The organism is Paenibacillus sp. 2TAB26, from assembly GCF_052115145.1.
In the GTDB taxonomy this organism is placed as follows: Bacteria; Bacillota; Bacilli; order Paenibacillales; family Paenibacillaceae; genus Pristimantibacillus.
The window spans coordinates 213,619-234,206 of the sequence record NZ_JBFRGC010000012.1; the positions used below are offsets into that span (position 1 = coordinate 213,619).

15 protein-coding genes are annotated in these 20,588 nt (G+C 46.0%); 9 read left to right on the forward strand and 6 right to left on the reverse strand.

Translation table 11 applies throughout. The features are described from left to right. Positions 1-16 precede the first annotated feature (16 nt). The 5 genes from AB4Z50_RS15880 to AB4Z50_RS15900 all read left to right on the forward strand — a co-directional run bounded on the left by AB4Z50_RS15880 (position 17) and on the right by AB4Z50_RS15900 (position 6,718). Positions 17-967, forward strand: a complete 951-nt coding sequence (locus tag AB4Z50_RS15880) for a carbohydrate ABC transporter permease (protein WP_339209718.1) — start codon at positions 17-19, stop codon at positions 965-967. A gap of 130 nt (positions 968-1,097) precedes the next feature. Further along, positions 1,098-2,381, forward strand: coding sequence for an endo-1,4-beta-xylanase (locus AB4Z50_RS15885; RefSeq protein WP_441880501.1), 1,284 nt, complete (start codon positions 1,098-1,100; stop codon positions 2,379-2,381). A gap of 127 nt (positions 2,382-2,508) precedes the next feature. Further along, complete coding sequence (locus tag AB4Z50_RS15890; protein ID WP_441880503.1) at positions 2,509-4,038, forward strand: glycoside hydrolase family 43 protein; 1,530 nt, start codon at positions 2,509-2,511, stop codon at positions 4,036-4,038. Positions 4,039-4,071: 33 nt separating this feature from the next. Next, a complete protein-coding gene (locus AB4Z50_RS15895; protein WP_441880505.1) occupies positions 4,072-5,586 on the forward strand; it encodes a glycoside hydrolase family 43 protein in 1,515 nt (504 codons plus the stop codon). Between the two features lie 124 nt (positions 5,587-5,710). Next, positions 5,711-6,718 (forward strand): endo-1,4-beta-xylanase, encoded by a 1,008-nt coding sequence (locus tag AB4Z50_RS15900; protein ID WP_441880507.1) that lies wholly within the window; start codon positions 5,711-5,713, stop codon positions 6,716-6,718. 249 nt (positions 6,719-6,967) lie between these two features. Here AB4Z50_RS15900 and AB4Z50_RS15905 read toward each other — a convergent pair whose 3' ends face one another. Then, positions 6,968-8,191 carry an SGNH/GDSL hydrolase family protein gene (locus tag AB4Z50_RS15905; RefSeq protein ID WP_441880509.1) on the reverse strand — a complete coding sequence of 408 codons (1,224 nt, stop codon included), beginning with the start codon at positions 8,189-8,191 and terminating at the stop codon, positions 6,968-6,970. Between the two features lie 514 nt (positions 8,192-8,705). Here AB4Z50_RS15905 and AB4Z50_RS15910 point away from each other — a divergent pair. From AB4Z50_RS15910 to AB4Z50_RS15925, 4 genes are all read left to right on the forward strand, one after another. Next, entirely contained in the window at positions 8,706-9,629 is a 924-nt protein-coding gene (locus AB4Z50_RS15910) for an ABC transporter permease subunit (RefSeq protein WP_441880511.1), read from the forward strand. Next, complete coding sequence (locus tag AB4Z50_RS15915) at positions 9,626-10,576, forward strand: carbohydrate ABC transporter permease (protein ID WP_441880513.1); 951 nt, start codon at positions 9,626-9,628, stop codon at positions 10,574-10,576. The genes AB4Z50_RS15910 and AB4Z50_RS15915 overlap by 4 nt, the downstream gene beginning before the upstream one ends. 43 nt (positions 10,577-10,619) lie before the next feature. Beyond that, a complete protein-coding gene (locus tag AB4Z50_RS15920) occupies positions 10,620-12,377 on the forward strand; it encodes a hypothetical protein (RefSeq protein ID WP_441880515.1) in 1,758 nt (585 codons plus the stop codon). A 96-nt stretch (positions 12,378-12,473) separates the two neighbouring features. Further along, complete coding sequence (locus tag AB4Z50_RS15925) at positions 12,474-14,024, forward strand: carboxylesterase/lipase family protein (protein WP_441880517.1); 1,551 nt, start codon at positions 12,474-12,476, stop codon at positions 14,022-14,024. Positions 14,025-14,056: 32 nt separating this feature from the next. On the opposite strand, the gene AB4Z50_RS15930 is transcribed toward AB4Z50_RS15925, so the two are convergent. From AB4Z50_RS15930 to AB4Z50_RS15950, 5 genes are all read right to left on the reverse strand, one after another. Beyond that, on the reverse strand, positions 14,057-14,821 hold the full coding sequence (locus AB4Z50_RS15930) for a helix-turn-helix transcriptional regulator (RefSeq protein WP_441880519.1): 765 nt from the start codon (positions 14,819-14,821) through the stop codon (positions 14,057-14,059). A gap of 198 nt (positions 14,822-15,019) precedes the next feature. Further along, positions 15,020-15,940 carry a carbohydrate ABC transporter permease gene (locus tag AB4Z50_RS15935; protein WP_339204221.1) on the reverse strand — a complete coding sequence of 307 codons (921 nt, stop codon included), beginning with the start codon at positions 15,938-15,940 and terminating at the stop codon, positions 15,020-15,022. Positions 15,941-15,959: 19 nt separating this feature from the next. Further along, complete coding sequence (locus AB4Z50_RS15940) at positions 15,960-16,868, reverse strand: ABC transporter permease (protein WP_430060463.1); 909 nt, start codon at positions 16,866-16,868, stop codon at positions 15,960-15,962. A 161-nt stretch (positions 16,869-17,029) separates the two neighbouring features. Continuing rightward, positions 17,030-18,709, reverse strand: a complete 1,680-nt coding sequence (locus tag AB4Z50_RS15945) for an ABC transporter substrate-binding protein (protein ID WP_441880521.1) — start codon at positions 18,707-18,709, stop codon at positions 17,030-17,032. 110 nt (positions 18,710-18,819) lie between these two features. Next, entirely contained in the window at positions 18,820-20,580 is a 1,761-nt protein-coding gene (locus AB4Z50_RS15950) for a sensor histidine kinase (RefSeq protein ID WP_441880523.1), read from the reverse strand. Positions 20,581-20,588 lie beyond the last annotated feature (8 nt).

A 20,588-nucleotide genomic window follows, 5' to 3' on the forward strand; every position in this document is an offset into this window, starting at 1 on the left:
AAGGAGAGTGAAAACGTTGATATTGGCCCGATTGTTATCGTTGGAAAGCTGGAAGCGAGGGCTGTGGACGATCGTTCGGCTCGTGCTGATCATCGGATTGTCGTTCGTTATCTTGTATCCCATTATTCAAAAAATTTCGACGGCGATCAAAGACAAGGCGGATCTGTATTCGCCGATCGTCGTGTTTATTCCAGAGCACTTTACGCTCGACAATTTCAAGCAAGCGATCTCCATTATGGATTATTGGGAAACGCTGGCAAATACATTTGTGCTATCTAGCATGACGACGATCATGACCGCCGCATCTTGCGCGTTCGCAGGTTATGCGTTCGCCAGGTTGAAGTTCAAAGGAAGCAATCTGCTGTTCGCTGGCGTTATATTAACCATCTTGGTTCCGCCTACGACCATCCTAATTCCGATCTATATGAACTTAAAGGACTTTACGCTTCTAGGCGTGATCCCGCTGCTAACCGGCGGAAAGTCCTTGAATTTGCTTAATTCTTACTGGCCGTTTATTCTAACTTCCCTTACGGCGAATTCGTTGAAGGCGGGGCTGTACATCTTCATCTTCCGGCAGTTTTTCCGTGGTATTCCGAAGGAGGTGGAGGAAGCGGCATACATCGACGGGGCGGGCGTTGGCTCGACGTTCCTTCGCATCATGCTGCCGAATGCGATTCCGTCCATTGTTACCGTATTGCTCTTCTCCTTTGTGTGGCAGTGGAATGATAGTTTCTTCACGACAACCTATCTGACGTCGAGCAAAGTGATGTCCACGCAGTTGTCGTCCCTTCCTTACAACTTGCAAATTTTGCTAGAAGGCGGCGCAACGACCAACAAAGACCCGTTCTTCATGAGCATGGTGCAGGATACCGGTATTTTGCTTGCGATTCTGCCGCTCGTTATTCTTTATTTGTTCGTTCAAAGATACTTCGTCGAAAGTATCGAGCGTACTGGAATCGTCGGTTAAGAAAAGTACTGACGCATGTATAGCGCCTTGGGGGGGCCAGCTACTTCGGTCAGCTGCCCGCAGGGCGCTTATTGCTGCTTAGAGGTTTGGTATGCAAAACAAGATTACGAATGAAAGGCGGGCAAACGAATTGAGTCAAAAAAGAAACAAGCTAATATACAGCATTATAGCTGCTGTCACCTTAATTGCGGTTGTTGCTGTGCTTATTCTCAATAAGCATCAAGCGGAAACAGTGAATGAAACGGCTGCGCTTCAGACGGAAGCACCTGCTGGCAGCGTCAATCCTGAAGATGGCCAGCCTACAAGCACGATTGAAGCGACTCCGGCTCCAACCTTGAAGCCAACTCCGACGCCGGAACCATCGGTCGAGCAGGATATTCCATCGCTTGCGGAGACATTCGCTGATTACTTCAAGGTCGGAGCTGCCATCGAGCCGGCCCAGATGGAGGGCCTAAAGGCAGAGATGCTCAAGAAGCACGTGAATTGGCTTGTTGCGGAGAACGTGATGAAGCCCGATGCGATTCAACCTACGGAAGGTAAATTCAATTGGGGGAATGCGGATCGAATCGTAGCGTTCGCGAAAGAAAACAACATGAAGGTGCGCTTCCATACCTTGCTTTGGCATAGTCAGGTCGGCGCTTGGTTCTTTAAGGATGCGGAGGGCAAGCCGATGGTTGAGGAGACAGACGCGGCTAAGCGCGAAGCGAACAAAAAGCTGCTGCTGCAGCGAGTCGATACGCATGTCCGCACAATTGTCGAACGATACAAGGACGATATCCAATCATGGGACGTTGTCAATGAAGTAATAGAGCCAGCCGATCCGGACGGGATGCGAGCTAGCGAATGGTATAAGATAACGGGTACAGACTTTATCGAGACGGCATTCCGAGCGGCACGCGAAGCGGGCGGAGCCGAGGCAAAGCTGTACATTAATGATTACGGAACGGACAATCCGGCGAAGCGAGACCGATTGTATGAGCTTGTGAAGGAAATGCTGGATAAAGGCGTACCGATCGATGGTGTCGGTCATCAGACCCATATCGACCTATTCGGGCCGACGGTGAATTCTATTATCGAATCGATGAAGAAGTTTGCTGAGCTAGGTCTTGATAATCTCGTTACCGAGCTGGATATGAGTCTCTACGCATGGAACGATCGCAGCGATGTTGGCAGCGATATACCGGTTGATCTGCTGCAGAAGCAGGCGGATAGATATCGCGAGCTGTTTGAGGCTTTCAGAAACAATAAGGACATTCTTAGCGGCGTCGTATTCTGGGGCATCGCGGACGACCATACGTGGTTGAACAGCTTCCCGGTGACGCGTACCAACGCGCCATTCCTGTTCGACAAGCAGCTCCACGCGAAGCCGGCATTCTGGGCAGTCGTCGATCCATCTGGGCAAGTACGACCATAAAAGTATAAAAAGTACCGCCTATAATTTGTGTGGGAAAACCTATAGATAGACGGGTTGTTGCCGAGGCGCATACAGGCTAGACTGGTTGGATGATGGACTAATCCAGCCCTACTAGGAGGAGCTAGCGATGAACAAAACGACAATAACGAACCCGGTCATCTGGGCGGACGTTCCGGATCCGAGCGTGATCCGTGTAGGATCGACCTTCTATATGGTCAGCACAAGCATGCATTCGATGCCAGGTTGTCCGATTATGAAGTCCGAAAACCTGCAGAATTGGGAGCTTGTTAATTACGTATACGAGACGTTCGAGGATAATGACGCGCACAATTTGCTTGACGGTAAAGGCATTTACGGCAAGGGATCATGGGCTGCCAGCTTACGCTATCGCGACGGTATCTTTTATGTGTGTTTCTCGAGTCTGGATATGAATCAGTTCTATGTGTATACGACTGAGGATATCGAGAACGGGAAATGGGAACGAAGCGTTATTCAAGGACTTCACCATGATCCGAGCATGCTGTTCGACGACGATGGCCGTGTGTTCGTCTTCCACGGCAATGGCGATATTCGGATTACAGAGCTGTCTGAGAAAGCAACTGCTCTGAAGCCGGACGGCATCAATCAATTGCTGCTCGAGACGGAACGAGACGGAATTATGCTTCGTGCCGAGGGCTGCCATGCCTACAAAATCAATGGTTATTATTATTTATTCTTCATCGATTGGCCAAATGCAGGTAACAAGCGCCGCAGACAGCTATGCTATCGTTCACGTGATCTGCTCGGTCCATACGAGCACAAGCTAGTACTCGATGATCAAATGGATTATCGGAACAATGGCATCGCACAAGGTGGCATTTTTGATACGTCAGAAGGGGATTGGTATGCGGTACTGTTCCAGGATCACGGGGCCGTTGGCCGTATTCCATGCGTTCTGCCGGTCGTTTGGGATAATGACTGGCCAGTTCTGGGGCAAGAGGGCAAAGCGCCAAAGACGTTCGAAGTGAAGCTGCCCAGCTCGGAGACAAAGCCGCTTGTCATCAGTGATGAGTTTGATTACGGGGAGAATCGTCTAGCGCTTCATTGGCAATGGAATCATAATCCCGACAATGGTAAATGGTCGGTAACGGAGCGACCGGGCTGCTTGCGCCTAACGACGGGACATATCACGAATAGCGTAGAATTTGCCCGCAATACGTTAACACAGCGTACAGAAGGTCCGGCATGTGTCGGTACAACGGTTATGGACATCAAGGCTATGAAACCGGGCGACCGTGCAGGGTTAGTGTCGCTGCAATATGCTTTCGGCTCGGTCGGTATTCAGGTCGATGACAACGGCGATTTTTACGTAGCAATGTGCGTCAATGGCAGAGTGGACGACGGTCAAGGGGAAATCACGGTTGAACGCGTAAAGTATGAGGGCGACCAAATCTATTTGCAAATAGAGTGCCAGTTCGATAATGGCGATCGCGAGGATATTGCCTGCTTCCGCTATTCCACGGACGGAGTGAATTGGGTTGTGATCGGAGATCCGTTTCATATGCAATACAGGCTAGAGCACTTTATGGGCTACCGATTCGGGCTGTACAATTACGCCACGAAGCAAGCTGGCGGTTTCGTTGATTTCGATTACTTCCGCTATGTGAGTCTAATTTAACTATTTTCGCAACGATAAGGAGAGTGCGCTTGCATGAATTATAACAATCCGGTTATAAGCGGTTTTCATCCGGACCCAAGCGTCTGTCGCTTTGGCGATGATTATTATCTCGTAACGAGTTCCTTCGAGTATTTTCCAGGTGTTCCGCTGTTCCACAGCAAGGATCTTGTGAATTGGACGCAGCTCGGCCACGTTCTGACAAGGCCCGAGCAGCTCGATCTAAGCCGTGCACCAAGCTCCGGCGGCATATTCGCGCCTACGATCCGTGAGCATAACGGAACGTTCTATATGGTGACGACGAACGTTACCGCCGGCGGTAACTTCTTCGTACATACGAATGATCCGCGCGGGGAATGGTCGAATCCGATATTCGTCGACCATCCCGGCATAGACCCAGACTTGTTCTTCGATGAGGATGGAACATTGTATTTCACTTCCTCTGCTCATGGGGATCAGGGGCCTGGCATCTATCAAAGCAAGATTGATCCGAAAACCGGCAAAAGGCTGACTGATCCTGCTTTCCTCTGGACGGGAACAGGAGGCCAGTACCCGGAAGCACCGCATATTTATCGTGTCGGCAGTTGGTACTATTTAATGATTGCCGAAGGCGGCACCGAATACGGCCATATGGAAACGATCGCTAGAAGCGAACGTCCGAATGGCCCTTTCGCAAGCTGTCCTCACAATCCAATCTTAACCCATCGCAGCCAGTCGAAAACGATTCATGCAACGGGACACGCAGACCTCGTTCAAACGCCGGACGGAGACTGGTGGGCTGTATTTCTTGGTATCAGGCCGCATGGCTATCCGAATAAACACCATCTCGGCAGAGAGACGTTTCTTTCTCCCGTCACATGGACGGAAGAGGGTTGGCCGATCATTGGCGATAACGGAACGGTCAGCGAGACGATGCCGGCAGGCAATCTTCCGCTGCTGCCTGTAGCCGCTGCGCCAGTTCGGGACAACTTCGATGCGGCGGCGCTTGCACCGTATTGGAATTTTATGCGTTCACCCAACCCGGATAACTGGTCACTTAACGAGAAGGATAGTTGTCTAACGCTGCAGGGCAACGAGACGACGTTGAATGAAATCGGAGCGCCTGCATTTCTAGCGAGAAGACAACAGCATTTTGATTGCAGCGTGTCTACACATATGGAATTTGCACCTCAGCGTGATGGAGAGGAAGCGGGCATTACCGTTTATATGAACGATCGCTTCCATTATGAGATTGCTGTGACTCGTATTGCTGGCGTGTGCAAAGTAATTTTCCGTAGAAAGCTTGGCAGCTTGTGGAAGATCGAGAACGAGGCGCCGTGGCCGTTTGATTCTATCGTGCTTCATGTGAGCGCAAATCGCGACCTGTATGCTTTCGGATTTTCTGATGGCAACGGAGAACCATTCTGGTTCGGCCATGGAGAGACCTCTCTTCTTGCAACGGAAGTGGCTGGCGGATTTACTGGCGTGCTCTTCGCCTTGTATGCGACCGGAAATGGCGCCAAATCGGAGTCGCTTGCCCATTTTGACTGGTTCGATTATGAATCAAAGTAACAAATTATCCATACGAACAATAAAAGCTTTTCCCATATTACCTGGAAAACGCTATATTCTTCTAAATCGGCAATCAAATTAAGTTTAAAGTCAACCTATACATGAAGAGGAGGCGATCGGAGAAATGGACAATTCCCGATATGAAGGATCTTTAAAACTTCATAAATCGTTTAGTCAGCAGTTTTTAATTGGTGCAGCTGTAAATATGAAGACGCTGGTCACACAACGCGAGTTGTTGGCTTATCATTTCAATAGTGTAACGGCTGAAAATGAGATGAAGTTCGAGCGTTTGCATCCTGCAGAACACCAATATATTTTCGAGGATGCGGATCGAATAATGAATTTCGCGAAAGTAAACGGAATGCAAGTTAGAGGGCATACGCTCGTCTGGCATAATCAAACGCCTGCTTGGGTGTTCGAGAATGAAACTGGAGGTCTAGTTGATCGCGATACGCTGTTGGAGCGAATGAAAGCTCACATCAATACAGTGGTAGGGCGTTATAAGGGTCAAATTTATGCATGGGATGTCGTGAATGAAGCCGTATCTGATAGTAGCGAAGAACAACTTCGTTCGTCCAAATGGCTCGACATCGTCGGTGAGGAATTCATTTCCAAGGCGTTCGAATATGCGCATGAAGCCGATCCCGAAGCGCTGTTGTTCTATAACGATTATAACGAGTCCGTACCTGAGAAGAGGGAAAAAATTTATAGACTGGTAAAATCTCTGAAGGAGAAGGGCGTGCCAATTCATGGTATCGGACTGCAAGCGCATTGGAATCTATCCCATCCGTCACTGCACGATATCCGAACTGCAATTGAACGTTATGCTTCGCTGGGGCTCAAACTGCATATCACGGAGATGGACGTGTCGGTGTTCGAGTTCGAAGATAAACGAACCGATCTGATATCGCCTACTTCCGAGATGATGAGTCTTCAGGAGGATAGGTATTCCGAGTTATTCCAGCTGTTCTGCGAATATAGCAATGTGCTGACGAGCGTGACGTTCTGGGGGGCCGCGGACGATTATACTTGGTTGGACAACTTCCCAGTCAGAGGGCGCAAAAATTGGCCATTGCTGTTCGACAAGGAACAACTGCCGAAAGGATCGTACCACAAGTTGGTCAGCAGATAGCAGAAACGTTTAAAAGGAAGAATTTCGTAAAGCTTTCTTTGCTTAGGTGATCATGCGATTCGATACAACATGAAAGCCCTTCTGCCCCGTTATACCAGGGCTAGAAGGGCTTTCATGTTGTATGGTCATTTATTATATATAGAAATGTCGCTTATATGATGTAGGCGATTCCCTAAATATGCTTTTTTGAATATGCAGGTGAAAAGATCAGTAATAAGAAATTCTCAATACAAAATGAGCTGCGAGTGACTATTGTGTGAAGCCGAAACCAAGAATTGTAAATCGCTTGCTCTCATGCTCTGACGCCATTCTGATTTCTACTGTATGCTCTTTCGATTGCTGCTCCCGAAATAAAATGAGGGCGTGGCAACGCGTCCACTTGACGGTTTGGGACTCCGCCACCTTCACAAGCTTGCCGTCAACCCAAATATCGGCGTTTCCGAAGTCGTTGCTTCCGGAATTTTTATAAATGAGAAGCAGGCTTTTGCAGTGAATCGTCATCGTGAAGCTGTCGCTGCCGGATTCAGATGTATGCATCCAGTTGTCGGGGAATTGGGCTGTGCCGTATGGATGATCATCCATCTCCGCGAATTGGAGTTCGGTATCGGATGCGTAGAAACTGCCTTCCGTAATCTTTGCTACACTAGAACCATTGTCTCTATCCAGCAAACGAACTTCGGCGAAATCGTTGCCGAACATCGGTGGTTTGTCGAGGACGATTTCCTCTTGATTAGGTGCGCAACGATCGGTCTCCATGAATAGCGAGCGCAAGCAGTCGGCCATGATGAGATGTCCCATATTTGTCGGATGATAGATGTCGCTAAAAAATTGCGACTTGGAAATGATGTTGCCCTCGTCCTTCGACTTTTGAAATTGTTTTGTAACTGCATCCTTCACGCTTACCATGGGAAGATCATAATGATAGCCTACAGGAGAAAGTTGTTCCTGCAGATTCCAATCGTTTTCGAACACGCTGAACAGCAGAATGACGGCAGGCGAATTGGCGGCGGTCAGGATTTTCAGTACGAGACTCTCGTAGCAAATCCCTTTCGTCTCGTCGTCAGCGTCATTGACGGCAAACTCCACGACGACGATGTCCGGTTGAACCGTTCCGTTTCTCAGGACATCTCGCTCATAGCGAATCATGCCCAGTTCAGAAGGCGTACCGCCTAAGCCAGCTTTAATAAAGCGAATCTGATTACCTCCGTCCTTACCGAACATCTCTTTAAAAGCGGTATATGTTTGGTGAGCATAGCAGGACGTATGGATCGGGTCTGCTCCAGCTCCATGAGTAATGGAGCCGCCAATGAAAGCAATCGTAACGTTATCGCCTCTCTTAGCCTTTTCAATGGCGGCTTTCAATCGCTTATTGTTGCCTTTGTCAAGCAGCGATTGGGCGATCATCTCATGATAAGCCTCCGAGTTAACATCAACGAGCTTCTCAGTTGCGTTCAAGGATAGACCATCTGTCATTGTGATTCCCCTTTCTTAGCTTCAATTAGTCTATCTTAGTACAAACCAACCGAACAGCAAACCCGTCAAAGTATAGTTAAAGGTTCAGAAATTCGAGCCATGATAACGAAATAGATTGGCTAGCAGTATTCGCATCCATTTATACGAAAAGGAGTACTGTACTTGTTTTACATAACAACTAATATGATAGATCCTAAATGTTGAAAAGTAGGTTTTATTGCACATTAAGAATTTCTTGGAAGTGTTGGCTAGTAAATTTACAATCACTCCATCGCAGAATATATCAATTATACGTGAGTATAGATCATTGTTTTTAGGCTGCTGATAATTTACTATTTATTAGAAAGTTGGTAATTAATTGAAGAATAAACAATGCATTTACGGAGGTGTTTGGGCTGGAAAGGAAATGGAAGCACGGATAGGGGAGTGTTAACCGGTTGCCTGGACATCGCGAAATATTTCTTTTCTACAATGTTGGAAGCGCTTCCAAACATCTTATTTATAGGGGGATTACATGGTGCGTATAAAAGAATACAGGATGAGAAGTGAATCTATTAAAAAATTTCTCTACATACTGCCTTTCATGGGTTTACTTGCTACCTTTGCATACTACCCGCTATATGGTTGGGTTTATGCCTTCTTTGACTATACGCCGCCGACACCTTTGTCTCAATCCACTTATGTTGGTTTCAAGTGGTTTCGTTCCTTAGTTGAAAACCAAGTAAAGATAGACCAATTGCTTCAGGTTATCAAAAATACGTTTGGGATGAGCGGCTTGGGTCTGCTCTTCTCATGGCTACCAATGATATTTGCTATATTTTTGAATGAAATAAAAGCTTTGCGTTTCCGGAAGTTTGTGCAGACGGTAACGACCTTGCCAAACTTTATCAGCTGGGTACTGGTCTATTCACTGGCCTTTTCTATGTTATCGAGTGAAGGCATCATTAACGGCCTATTGAATCAACTGGGACTCATCGATTCTCCGATCCTATTCCTTCAAGACTCTGAACATGTATGGATCACCATGTGGGGGTGGTCAATATGGAAAACATTGGGCTGGTCAGCCATCCTGTATATAGCAGCCATTATGAGTATAGATGAATCCCTTTATGAAGCGGCGCGTGTAGACGGTGCGACAAGGATGCAGGTCATATGGCATGTGATTTTACCAAGTCTGATGTCAACTTATTTTGTTTTGTTAATGCTGCAAATTGCGAGCTTCCTGAATAACGGCTTGGAGCAATATTTTGTTTTTCAAAATGCATTTAACAAAGAAAACATACAGGTTCTGGATTTATATGTGTACAACTTAGCCATGGGGGGCGGTAGCTATTCCGTTTCTGTTGCGATCAGCATGCTGAAGAGCTTGGTCAGTGTTGTGCTTCTCTTTTCAGTGAATGGATTATCAAAAATGATAAGAGGAGAGAGCGTGGTATGAGCGATAAAGCAGCAGGCCTGGCAGCGAACACTGTTAACAACAACAACAAAAAGCATTCCAGCATAACCGACATCTTGATCTCATCATTGATTTATACCTTGTATACGCTGTTTGCTCTAATTTGTATTTTTCCATTTTACTCTATCATTATCAATACAATAAGTGCCAATGATCTTAGCGCCAGAGGTGATATTGTATTCTACCCGCAGCAAATCCATTTCCAGAACTACTTGGATGTATTTAAGATTCCGGGACTATGGAACGCTGCCGTTGTATCTTTGGGAAGAACGCTGATCGGGACTTCTTTGACCGTCGGGGCTTCAGCCTTTTTGGGATTCATGTTTTCTCAGGAGGATATGTGGGGTAGAAAGTTCTGGTACCGCTTCACAATAATTACGATGTTTTTTAATGCAGGAATTATTCCGTGGTATCTCACCATGCGCTCCTTGCATCTGACAAACCATTTTTTGGCCTACATTTTGCCGACAATAGTAGCCCCGTTTTTTATCATTCTTGTAAAAACCTTTGTGGAATCAACGCCTAAGGAATTGCAGCAGGCTGCAAGTATCGATGGGGCTGGGGTTATGACCATTTTCTTCAAAGTGATATTGCCTATAAGCAAGCCGATATTGGCTACAGTTGCCATATTTGCAGCGGTGGATCAATGGAACTCTTTTCAGGATACGCTGCTGCTCGTCACTGACAGCAAATTGTATAGCCTGCAGTTCATTTTATATAACTATATCAATCAAGCAAGCTCATTATCTACCATGGTCAATCTTCAAAATGCCGGTTCTACAGCCATGGCAACTCTGGCAACCAAGCAAACGACAACATCAATCCGTATGACGGTTACCATTATTGTTGTTGCGCCTATATTGCTGGTTTATCCGATCTTCCAGAGGTTTTTTGTAAAAGGGATTATGATAGGGGCAGTGAAAGGCTAACCTGCACCATTATAATAAAAAAATGAATTGAGGGGGTTTACCATTGAGTAATCGTCATAAAGCGGTGAAAAAATCGATGGTGGTGTTGTTTACTTGCCTATTCATGGTGACAACAGCATTGGCCGGCTGCAGCAAATCAGAGCCCAGCACTAATGAATCGGGACCACAAAACCACACCACGATTGATCACAGCAAGCCGCTAACCCTTACCGTATTCAGCAACGCGGCAAACTACCAAGGAGAGCAGACCGGGTGGTATGGGAAGCTTCTCAAAGACAAGTTTAATATTACGTTGAACATTCTTGCACCTCAGGTAGCCGGCGATCAGTTATACAAGACAAGATCGGCAGCAGGTGATCTGGGAGATATTCTGATCATCGAGAATAGTCAGTTGGAAGAGTTGATTCCGGTAGGTCTTGTTATGGATATCACCGATCGGGTTGCGAATACGAAGTACCTGTCACAATATGTGGACAATCACTTCAAGCCTTTTAATGGAGGATTTGATAAAGTAAATCCGGAAGGCAAGATTTATGGTTTGCCGACTTTTGTAGCGGATACTTCACCAACGACATTTTCAGAAGAACTGCCTTACTCCAGTCCAATCCTGCCTTGGGATTATTATAAGGGAGTAGGAGCTCCTAAGCTGAACAATCTGACCGATCTACTGAATGTACTGAAGCAGATGCAGGCAGAATACCCTAAGACGCCAGACGGCAAACCGATCGTTCCGATCACGCTGTGGAAGGATTGGGACGGCGGGGGGATGGAAAATGTACGCTGGTTGAGCAACTGGTACGGTTATGAACAGCCAAATGGTACCTCTACGATACAGTTGAATGCAAAAGGCGACATCGTTCCGCTCATCGATGACAACAGTATGTACAAAAAAATTGTGCAATTCTATTTTACTGCAAATCAAATGGGACTGATCGATCCGGATTCGGCATCCCAGGACTGGAACAAGGTTGCTGAGAAGCTTACCAACAAGCAGGTGCTTCTTTTGTGGTACTCATGGCAAAGAGGGTTTTACAACTCGATTGAAAGAGGGATGAACGGAGATGGGAATGTCGCAGTTCCGATCGCTGACACCCGAATCATTCAAAGCAGCGATGCTTATTACGGCAGCGGGAGAGTATTTGCAGTCGGTTCAAAAGCCAAGGAACCCGACAGAATTATGGAATTCTTGGATTGGTTCGTGTCTCCTGAAGGCCTGCGCTACACGACGAATGGTTTTGAAGGCTTCAACTACGAAAAGACAACAGACGGCAAGTTTAAGCTGACCCAAGTCGGTCAAACGGCATTTCAGGAGAATACACCTGTTCCGGAGGAATACGGGGGCGGCGGGTACCAGGATGGCCAAAGCAAGATCAATAGTATGATCATGAGCGATTTTGTGAAGGACCCCGATTCAGGAGAGTTTTATAACAATAATTACTGGAGCTCTACAAAAGAAGCTAACAAGACAACTTTAACGACAGATTGGCAGAGTACATTTAATGCAACGAACGCAACAGAATACTACCTGAAAAATAATATGATCGATATTGTACCTAACATTAATACAAGTTTCGGTGTTGATTCATCAGATATCAAAAACAAGCGAAGCCAAATATCGGATTATGTAAAAAACACATCATGGAAAATGGTATTCGCAAAAAATCAAGGGGATTTCGACCAGCTGTGGGCAAAGATGAAGACAGATGTGGTGGGTCTGGGTTGGAATGATGTCGTTGCCTCGGATACGGAAAAAGCTAAAAAAATCGTTCAAATGCGTGCTGAAGCGTTAGCAAGCAAATAAATAAAATCTTTCATAATTTCAAACAAGAGGGGTATGAATGAATAATCATACTCCTCTCTTTTACTAGATTACTTAGATTGAAGGGAGTCGTTATCATTGCTTAGAGTCATAAAGGTTAACAATGGAATGGTCCAGGGTCTTCCAGCAGCGGACCCGCGAATTACAAGCTTCAAAGGAATCCCATTCGCCGCTCCACCTGTAGGCGAAAACCGCTGGCGTGCACCTCAGCCCGCGCAAGATTGGGAAGGCATATTCAAAGCATTCGAATTCGCGCCGATATCGATGCAGGTGAGACAAGAGATCGATGAAAACAATATCTATACCCGGGAGTGGGCCGTGGAACCTGACCTTGCGATGGACGAGGATTGCCTTTACCTAAACGTATGGACACCAGCCAATCGTGCAGATGAAAAACTACCAGTCTATGTATGGTATTTTGGTGGAGGACTGCAAGTTGGCCATCCTTCCGAAATGGAGTTTGACGGCGAACGCATGGCTAGACGGGGCATCGTGGTGGTTACGATCAACTATCGTCTGAATGTCTTTGGGTTCTTGTCCCATCCCGACATTACGGCGGAAGCCCCAGAAGCTCCCGCTAACTTCGGCAATCTCGACCAGCAGGCGGCTACTAGGTGGGTCAAGAGCAATATTGAAGCTTTCGGCGGCGATCCTGACAATATCACCATCGGCGGGCAGTCCGCCGGCGGTGGAAGCGTCATGAGCCAGCTTACTTCACCTCAGAATGAAGGGCTCTTTCAAAGGGCAATTATACAAAGCGGAATCTTTACTCCGTTATACCCGGGAAATCTTATGCCGCTTCTTCGGAGCAGCTTGGCAGAAGCGGAACAGGACGGTGTGAGGTTTTTTGAGTATCTCGGTATATCCTCGCTTGCAGAAGCCAGGAATCTGGATGCGGTGTATCTCCGCGACAAGGCGGTGGAGTACCATGGATTCTGGGGCACCGTCGCAGATCAAGTGTTTAGCTTGGGTAACCCGTTTGAATTGTTTCTTCAAAACAAGCGCTGGATGGTACCGGTAATGTTCGGTCATACGTCCACCGAGTTTTTCAGCGTTCCGCAAGTCGACACCATTGACGACTTCAAGCAAATGGCCATCGCTTTGTTTGGCAATGATGCCGATACCTTTATGGAGCTTTGCAGCGTTCAGCCTGATCATCTCGAAGAGAGCAAGAAGAAGGCCTCGGTGAGCGGTATTGAATATGCCATCCGAATTGCTACGCAAGGGAGCGCCGATGCTGGTGCCGATACCCCGCTGTATTACTATAATTTTGATGCTGAAATACCGGGTTGGGATAACCCTGGCACTTTTCACTCGGTGGACCTCTGGTTTTTTTTCGAGACGCTCGCTAAATGCTGGAGACCATTTGTAGGCAAACATTATGATTTGGCGCGCCAGATGTGCAATTACTGGGTGAATTTCATCCAGTCGGGAGACCCGAACGGACTCGATGCTACAGGAGAGGAATTGCCGCAATGGGAGCCCTATACACCCGAAGCCCCGTATGGGATGCTGTTCGCAGATCGGGCCGAGTTTTCTAAGGAGCAGCCTAGCGAAATTATGAAGTTTCTAGTGGAACAATATTTCAAGAACAACAGGCTGAACCGCAGCGCCCTTTCATTCGGATGAACCGATTTTGACATAGCTGTCCGGGATGGAAATTATTCATTTGCATGCTTTTGAAATTTTCTTGGCGAATACCCCGTTATTTGTTTGAATTGCCTGCAGAAGTGTTCCACATTATGATAACCGCTAAGAGAGGCTATTTCAGCAATGCTCTGATTGCTGTGAATTAAGTATTCTTTGGCCATTCGAATGCGGCTGTTGATGACATCATCCATGCAAGAGGTACCAAATGTCTTTTTGTAAATATTCTGAAGATAGCCCGGACTGATACAGAGATAATCCGCCATTTTCGACACCGTCCAATAATCGCCAGGATGGTTTTGAATGGCGATGCGAAGCTTCAATAAAGGATAATGCTGAGGCAAAATGTCAACTTGAAAGTAAGATTCTAATAGCTTGTTGAACAGCGTACGGAGCAAACAGTCAATGGAGGATTTTTTGTAATCTCGATTAAAGCTGTGTTCAATGACGAGCAGTTCAAATAACTTGTAGCAGTAGTCCGGATCATTTAGAAAAAAGGGAACGCCTAACGGAAGCGAAGATTCCGTAAAGTAAGGTTCATTGGTTTCGAAGCGAATCCAGTCATTGACGAATTGATCCGCACAGGCCTGGTAATATACTTTTTGTTGCGGGCAATAGAGAATGGCGTTATGGGCGGGATATTCCTTTAATTCGCCATTGACCCAGAATTGTGCGGGAGTTTTGTTGATGACAAGGAGCCAGTGATTGCCAATGGGGACATCGATAACAAAATTTTTTTCGTGCGTAGTATTGCATTCTACATAATGAATATGGGTCATGAGCCCCTCCTTGTAATTAGATCTACTATATTAAGTAGAAGAAATTTATGGATTAATATTCAAATGCGTTACAACAACCAATAATATAAACTAATGGTAAAAGGTTGAATTGAAATTATGCCCTTTCGGCTTTCCGAGCGGAAGCGAAAGGGCTAAAAAGTTATATTCTCGTTAGTTGAAGCTTTGTTATAGTTGTCATTAACCTTTCACACCACCGACGACCATCCCTTTGACAAAATACTTCTGTAGAAACGGATAGACCATAATAATAGGCAAGCTGGCTACAATCGTCATCGTTGCGCGAACCGATGTTGGCGTAACCGTCGTTACATTGCCCTGGGCATTAGCAAAGGCATCGGCAGCCGAGCCGCCTGAGCTCGTTGTAGCGCTTGATGTAGACAATACCTTCATCAGTTCATACTGCAAGGTGCTTAGTTCTGGCCGGGAAGAGTTGTACAAAAATACATCAAACCAGGAGTTCCACTGGGATACAGCTACGAATAGAGACACCGTAGCAAGAGCCGGTATAGTAAGCGGGAGCACAATGCGCGTAAATGTGATAAAGTCTCCAGCACCATCCATTTTGGCCGACTCCATAATGCCCTCCGGCAATCCTTCAATGAAGGAACGGATAACAATCATATTAAACACGCCGATAATGCCGGGGATAATGTATACCCAGAAGCTGTTCAACATCCCAAGCTCTTTGGTCAGCAGGTAGGTCGGAATCAAGCCTCCGCTGAAATACATCGTGAAAATAAAAATCATAGATACCATTTTTTTCAATGCATATTCAGGACGGCTAATGGTATAGGCCAGCATCGCCGTACAAAAGACAGAGATAATTGTCCCGATAATCGTCCGCGCCGCGGAGATAAAGGTCGCATAAAACACATTGGATTCGTTGAACACATATTCAAAGTTTCTCAGCGTCCATTCGCGTGGCCAAATATAAATGCTGCCTCGAATCGAATCATTCGCATCGTTAAATGACAAGGCAAACATGTTCAAGAAGGGATAAAGGGTCAAAATAACCAGAATAATCATAAAAATAATATTACACACATCGAATATTTTATCGCCTATCGATGAATTTCGAGCTGATTTGGCTTGTTCCATAGCCTTTGCCTCCTTTCAATTAGTACAATCTGCTTTCGCCCATTCGTTTGGCGAGGTTGTTGGCTGCGATGAGGAAGATGAAGCTGACCACGGTTTTAAACATCCCGGCGGCGGTCGCCAAGCCAAAGTTATTCATTTGCATCCCGTATTTCAAGACGAAGATGTCCAGATTTTCCGAAAATTCAACATTGATACCGTTCCCCAGCAAGTACTGTGCTTCGAACCCGGACTCCAGAATATGGCCCAAATTCATAATGAGCAGGATGACAATGACCGGCTTCATGCCCGGAAGCGTAACATGCCACATCCGTTGAAGGCGCGAAGCGCCATCCATTTCAGCTGCTTCATATTGAGTCGGATCAATCGTTGTAATAGCGGCCAAATAAATGATGGTATTCCAGCCGACATTTTTCCATACTTCCGTTACTCCGAGAATTCCCCAGAAATATTCGCCAACTCCCAACCACAAAATAGGATGATCGATGAGCTGCAATCGGAGCAGCAATACATTGACGATACCCTCTGGCGCGAGTGCGGTTTGCACAATATTTGCAGCGACTACCCATGAAATAAAATGCGGCAAGTAGCTAATCGTCTGCACCGTTCGCTTGAAATAAACCTTACGCAATTCATTTAGCAGCAGCGCCAGCACAATGGCCGTTGCAAATCCCAGTACCAGATTAATAGAGCTCATAACGAGCGTATTGCGCAGGACGAGATAAAACTGCTGTTCCTGAAACAAAGATTTGAAGTTATCTAAACCGATCCAGGTCTGGTCAAAAAGATCCTTTGCCAATTTGAATTTCTGAAAGGCAATCGTCCATCCCCAGAGCGGAATATATTTAAATAGGATAACCCAGAGGAGAAAAGGCAATGACATCAGCATTAGCATTTTCTGTTTGGATAATGTTTTGAATAAGGTTCTCAGGCGCGAATCTTCCGAAGTCGATCCTGCCAGCTGTACTGCATGTTTCTTCACCCGATCCGTCTCCCTTCCGGCTAAAACTGTCTCTCTTGAGCAAGCTTAGAAGGGAAAAGTGAAGTGGCTTCACTTTTCCCGGTTCATTATTATCATTCAGATGCTGCTGTCTACCAATTTCCTTCGATACGATCCTTTACTTTGGCGGTTACAAATTTTTCAAATCCAGCAGAACCTAGCTTATTAAACTCTGCGATGTATTCATTCCAAATGGACTCAAAGGCTGTCTCAGAAGCGAACACCATTTTTGGATAGTATTTCTGCTGTAGGTCGCCTGCTTTCTGGTTGAAGATCTGTTCAGGAGAGCCTTGTTCCTTCTCGATACTCCAGGCCGGGTACCAAGCTCGTTCTACCGGTTCGGAGTAAAAGCCGGAGAAGGTCTTCAGACCGTAGGCCTTTAGCAGGGCTAGATCGCCCTCCGTGTAATTAACCGCCGCTACCTCTGGCTGACTAGTAGGCACATGAGCGTTGCCGTCCTCGTACACCGAGTTGTTGCCATAACGCGGCCACTCATAATCGAAGTATGCCCAGCCGTATTTGCGTTTGAATTCATTGTCGTTGCGGTTGGCTACTTGCTCCTTGCTCATGATGAAACGGCCTTCTTCATTTACCGAATAGGTGACATCTTTCTCACCCCATTGAATGAGCTTCTGATTTTCTTCGGTCAACAGGTTATCCCAATATTTAATGATTCGTATCGGATCCTCAGCGCTCACGGTAATTCCGAGCCCTCGGTTGTTTACAAAGGAGGGAGGATCGATATAGGCATCTGTTATGCTTTCGTCAAAGACAATGGGAAGTGCCACATAACGTAGGTCGTCATTGCCTGCCGCTTTCAAATTATTGGTAGCATCGCCAATTTGCCAAGCATAGTTGACATATCCCAGCACGCGGCCGGACGTAAGTTTAGCCAAGTATTGGTCTTTGTTAGCAGTAAAGGTTTCCGGGTCAAGCAAGCTTTTCCGGTTTACCGCGTTTAGTGAGGAAAGCCAGCGCTTCTCATATTCGCTAGCCATATAAAGCTTGGCTTCATGAGTTTGCATGTCAACCATGACGTTGCCGTCATTTGGATATCCGGCTAGATGCATCGGCTGATTGGTGATGGTGAAAAACTCACCAGGCGTGCCTGCGAAAGTAAGGAAGCCAATCGTACCTTTTCCGTCTACCGTAGGGTATTTGGCTTGATACTTCTCGATCAGATCAAAATATTGATCAAGCGTTTTCACTTCCGGATAACCAAATTCTTTCAATACACGTCTTTGCATCCAAAATGTACTGGACGCGTCCGGCTCCATCAAATAACCGTTTACGTTGGCCGTGAAAGGAAGAATATAGATGTTTCCATCCTCATTCGTAATCTTGTCCATATAATCGCCGTAGACACGCTTGATGTTAGGGCCATACTTCTCAATTAGATCGTTGAGCGGGATGAATGCGCCTGCATCCAGAAGCTTAGAAAGCTCGCCTACTGGAGAGATGACATCAGGATAATCGCCGCCGGCGATCATGACACCAGACTTTGTGCTTGCATCTCCTACAACATATTCCATCTTCCAATCGACACCTGTCTGACCTTGGAGGATCTTGCCGATGGTCGTGTTGCTTGCAAGAACGTCTTTATTCGTACCGAAGGCGAAGTAATCGTAGGTTACCGGTTCAGTACTTACCTCGCTTTTCGTTCCTTCCGTTGCTTTGTTTCCTCCTGCATCATTACTTGAGCAGCCAGCAAGGAGGATTGTCATAGCCGTTAGAACGGCCAGGCTGGATTGCAGCCATTTTTTGTTGCGCATTGCTGTATCCCCTTTCTCTATCAAAGTATTGTAAGCACTTTCAGTATAGAAGATAGTGTTTATGATTGTTATATAGCAAAGCTTAGATCAGTCTTTGAATAATTAAGTACTTATTGCTCGGAATTTATCTTTTTTTTGTCCAGCGGTAGACGCAGCATGATCCGTGAGCCTCCCCCTGGAGAACTGTCAATCGCGAAGCTGAACGATTCACCATAGCATATTTTCAGGCGAGTAATGACATTTTTCATTCCGATGGAATCGCCCATAATCGCTTCCTCATGGAGATAATGATGAAGCTCGCTGATCTTTTCCTGATCCATGCCTACCCCGTTGTCTGCAATAAGGAAGACAATCTGACCTTGCTCTTGCGCGATCTGAATCGTAATATAACCGATGCCTGGCACACTCTCAATGCCATGAATGCTTGCATTTTCCACAAACGGCAAAAAGGTCATCTTCGGAATTTCAATATCCAGCAGGGATTGATCCACCTCGATATGAAACTCCAGTTTTGTATCGAAACGGTACTTCTGAATTTCCAGGAAGCTTTCCATTAATTCAAGCTCCTCGCGAATCGTAACGAAGCTTCGCTTCCAAAGAATGGATTTGCGGAAGATTTTCGCCATGTTTTGAATCGTCTTGGCCGTCTGCAACTCGCCCTTCATTTGACTCCGCATTCGGATTGTTTCGAGCGCGTTGAATAAAAAGTGAGGATTGATCTGACTGTGCAGCGCGTGCAGTTGAGCTTGTCTTTGGCTTAGCTCCAGCTCTTTCTTTTGTATTTCTGTAACATACACATCATTGATCAGATTCTCAATCCGCTCGCTCATTCGGTTGAACTCCACTGCAAGCTCGCCGACCTCATCCCGTTCTCGATGATAAGGAATACGTTCGAAGTTTTTGCCTTTTACGGATTTCATGTGTTTCAGAATCTTTTGAATGCGTGTATGGATCGAGCGGGAAACAATAACAATCACAATCGTAGGCACAAGGAAATTAATCCCTGCAAACCAAAGGATAAATTGCCCTGATCGCCGGACATCATATAAAATTTTCTCTTCATCCAATACTCCGTATATCGTCCAGTCTCCCAAATAGCGGTTGTTATGATATTGCTTGCTAATGATGATTGCCTTATTCGGTACGGGTATTTCCTTGAGACTTAGTGTCCGTCCTGTTTTGATCAGATCACTTGGTTGACCGCTCGACAGACGGCCGTATCGAGCTTGAGAAGACGGATCCATAAAGTAAAAATCCCCCTCAAAGCTGGATAAATCAAGAATTTGGTTAATGTATTTCATATTTAAGTCGATTTTCATGACATGCTCATAGGTTTCAAACCGGGGATCGGATAGCTTTTGAATAACGCTGATACTGTCGGACGTTACATACAAATAGGGATAGGTGTTATTGAAATTTTCAATTTGATGATACCAATCCGTATTCCGCATCTCGTTCTCGAGCCTGATGATATGGCTCGAAGCCAGTATCGACGGATTGTCGCTCATAATCACAACAGAGCTGATGGATTTGTACTCCTTGTCGGCTCGGTTGAACAGATTGGATATGGCATTTAGAGACTCCACATAGTGGTCATGAGAGGCATGGAGGGTGTTTAAATGATTGTTGAGCTGCTTGTTAATCGAATACAGATAGGAAATACCTGCTGCATCTTCAATGACTGCCCCAAATTCGGCTTTTAAAAGATTTATGGCTTGTTCCGCATCTGTCGTTTTCTGATTTTTGATGTTAATGGTAGTCACATGATAGAACATCACGTTAGTCAGTACGATCGGTATGAATACGCATACAATATAAATGAAGACCAGTTTATTTCGGAGCTTCAGATGATGAAGCCGATAGTTGAGCACGGGGGAGC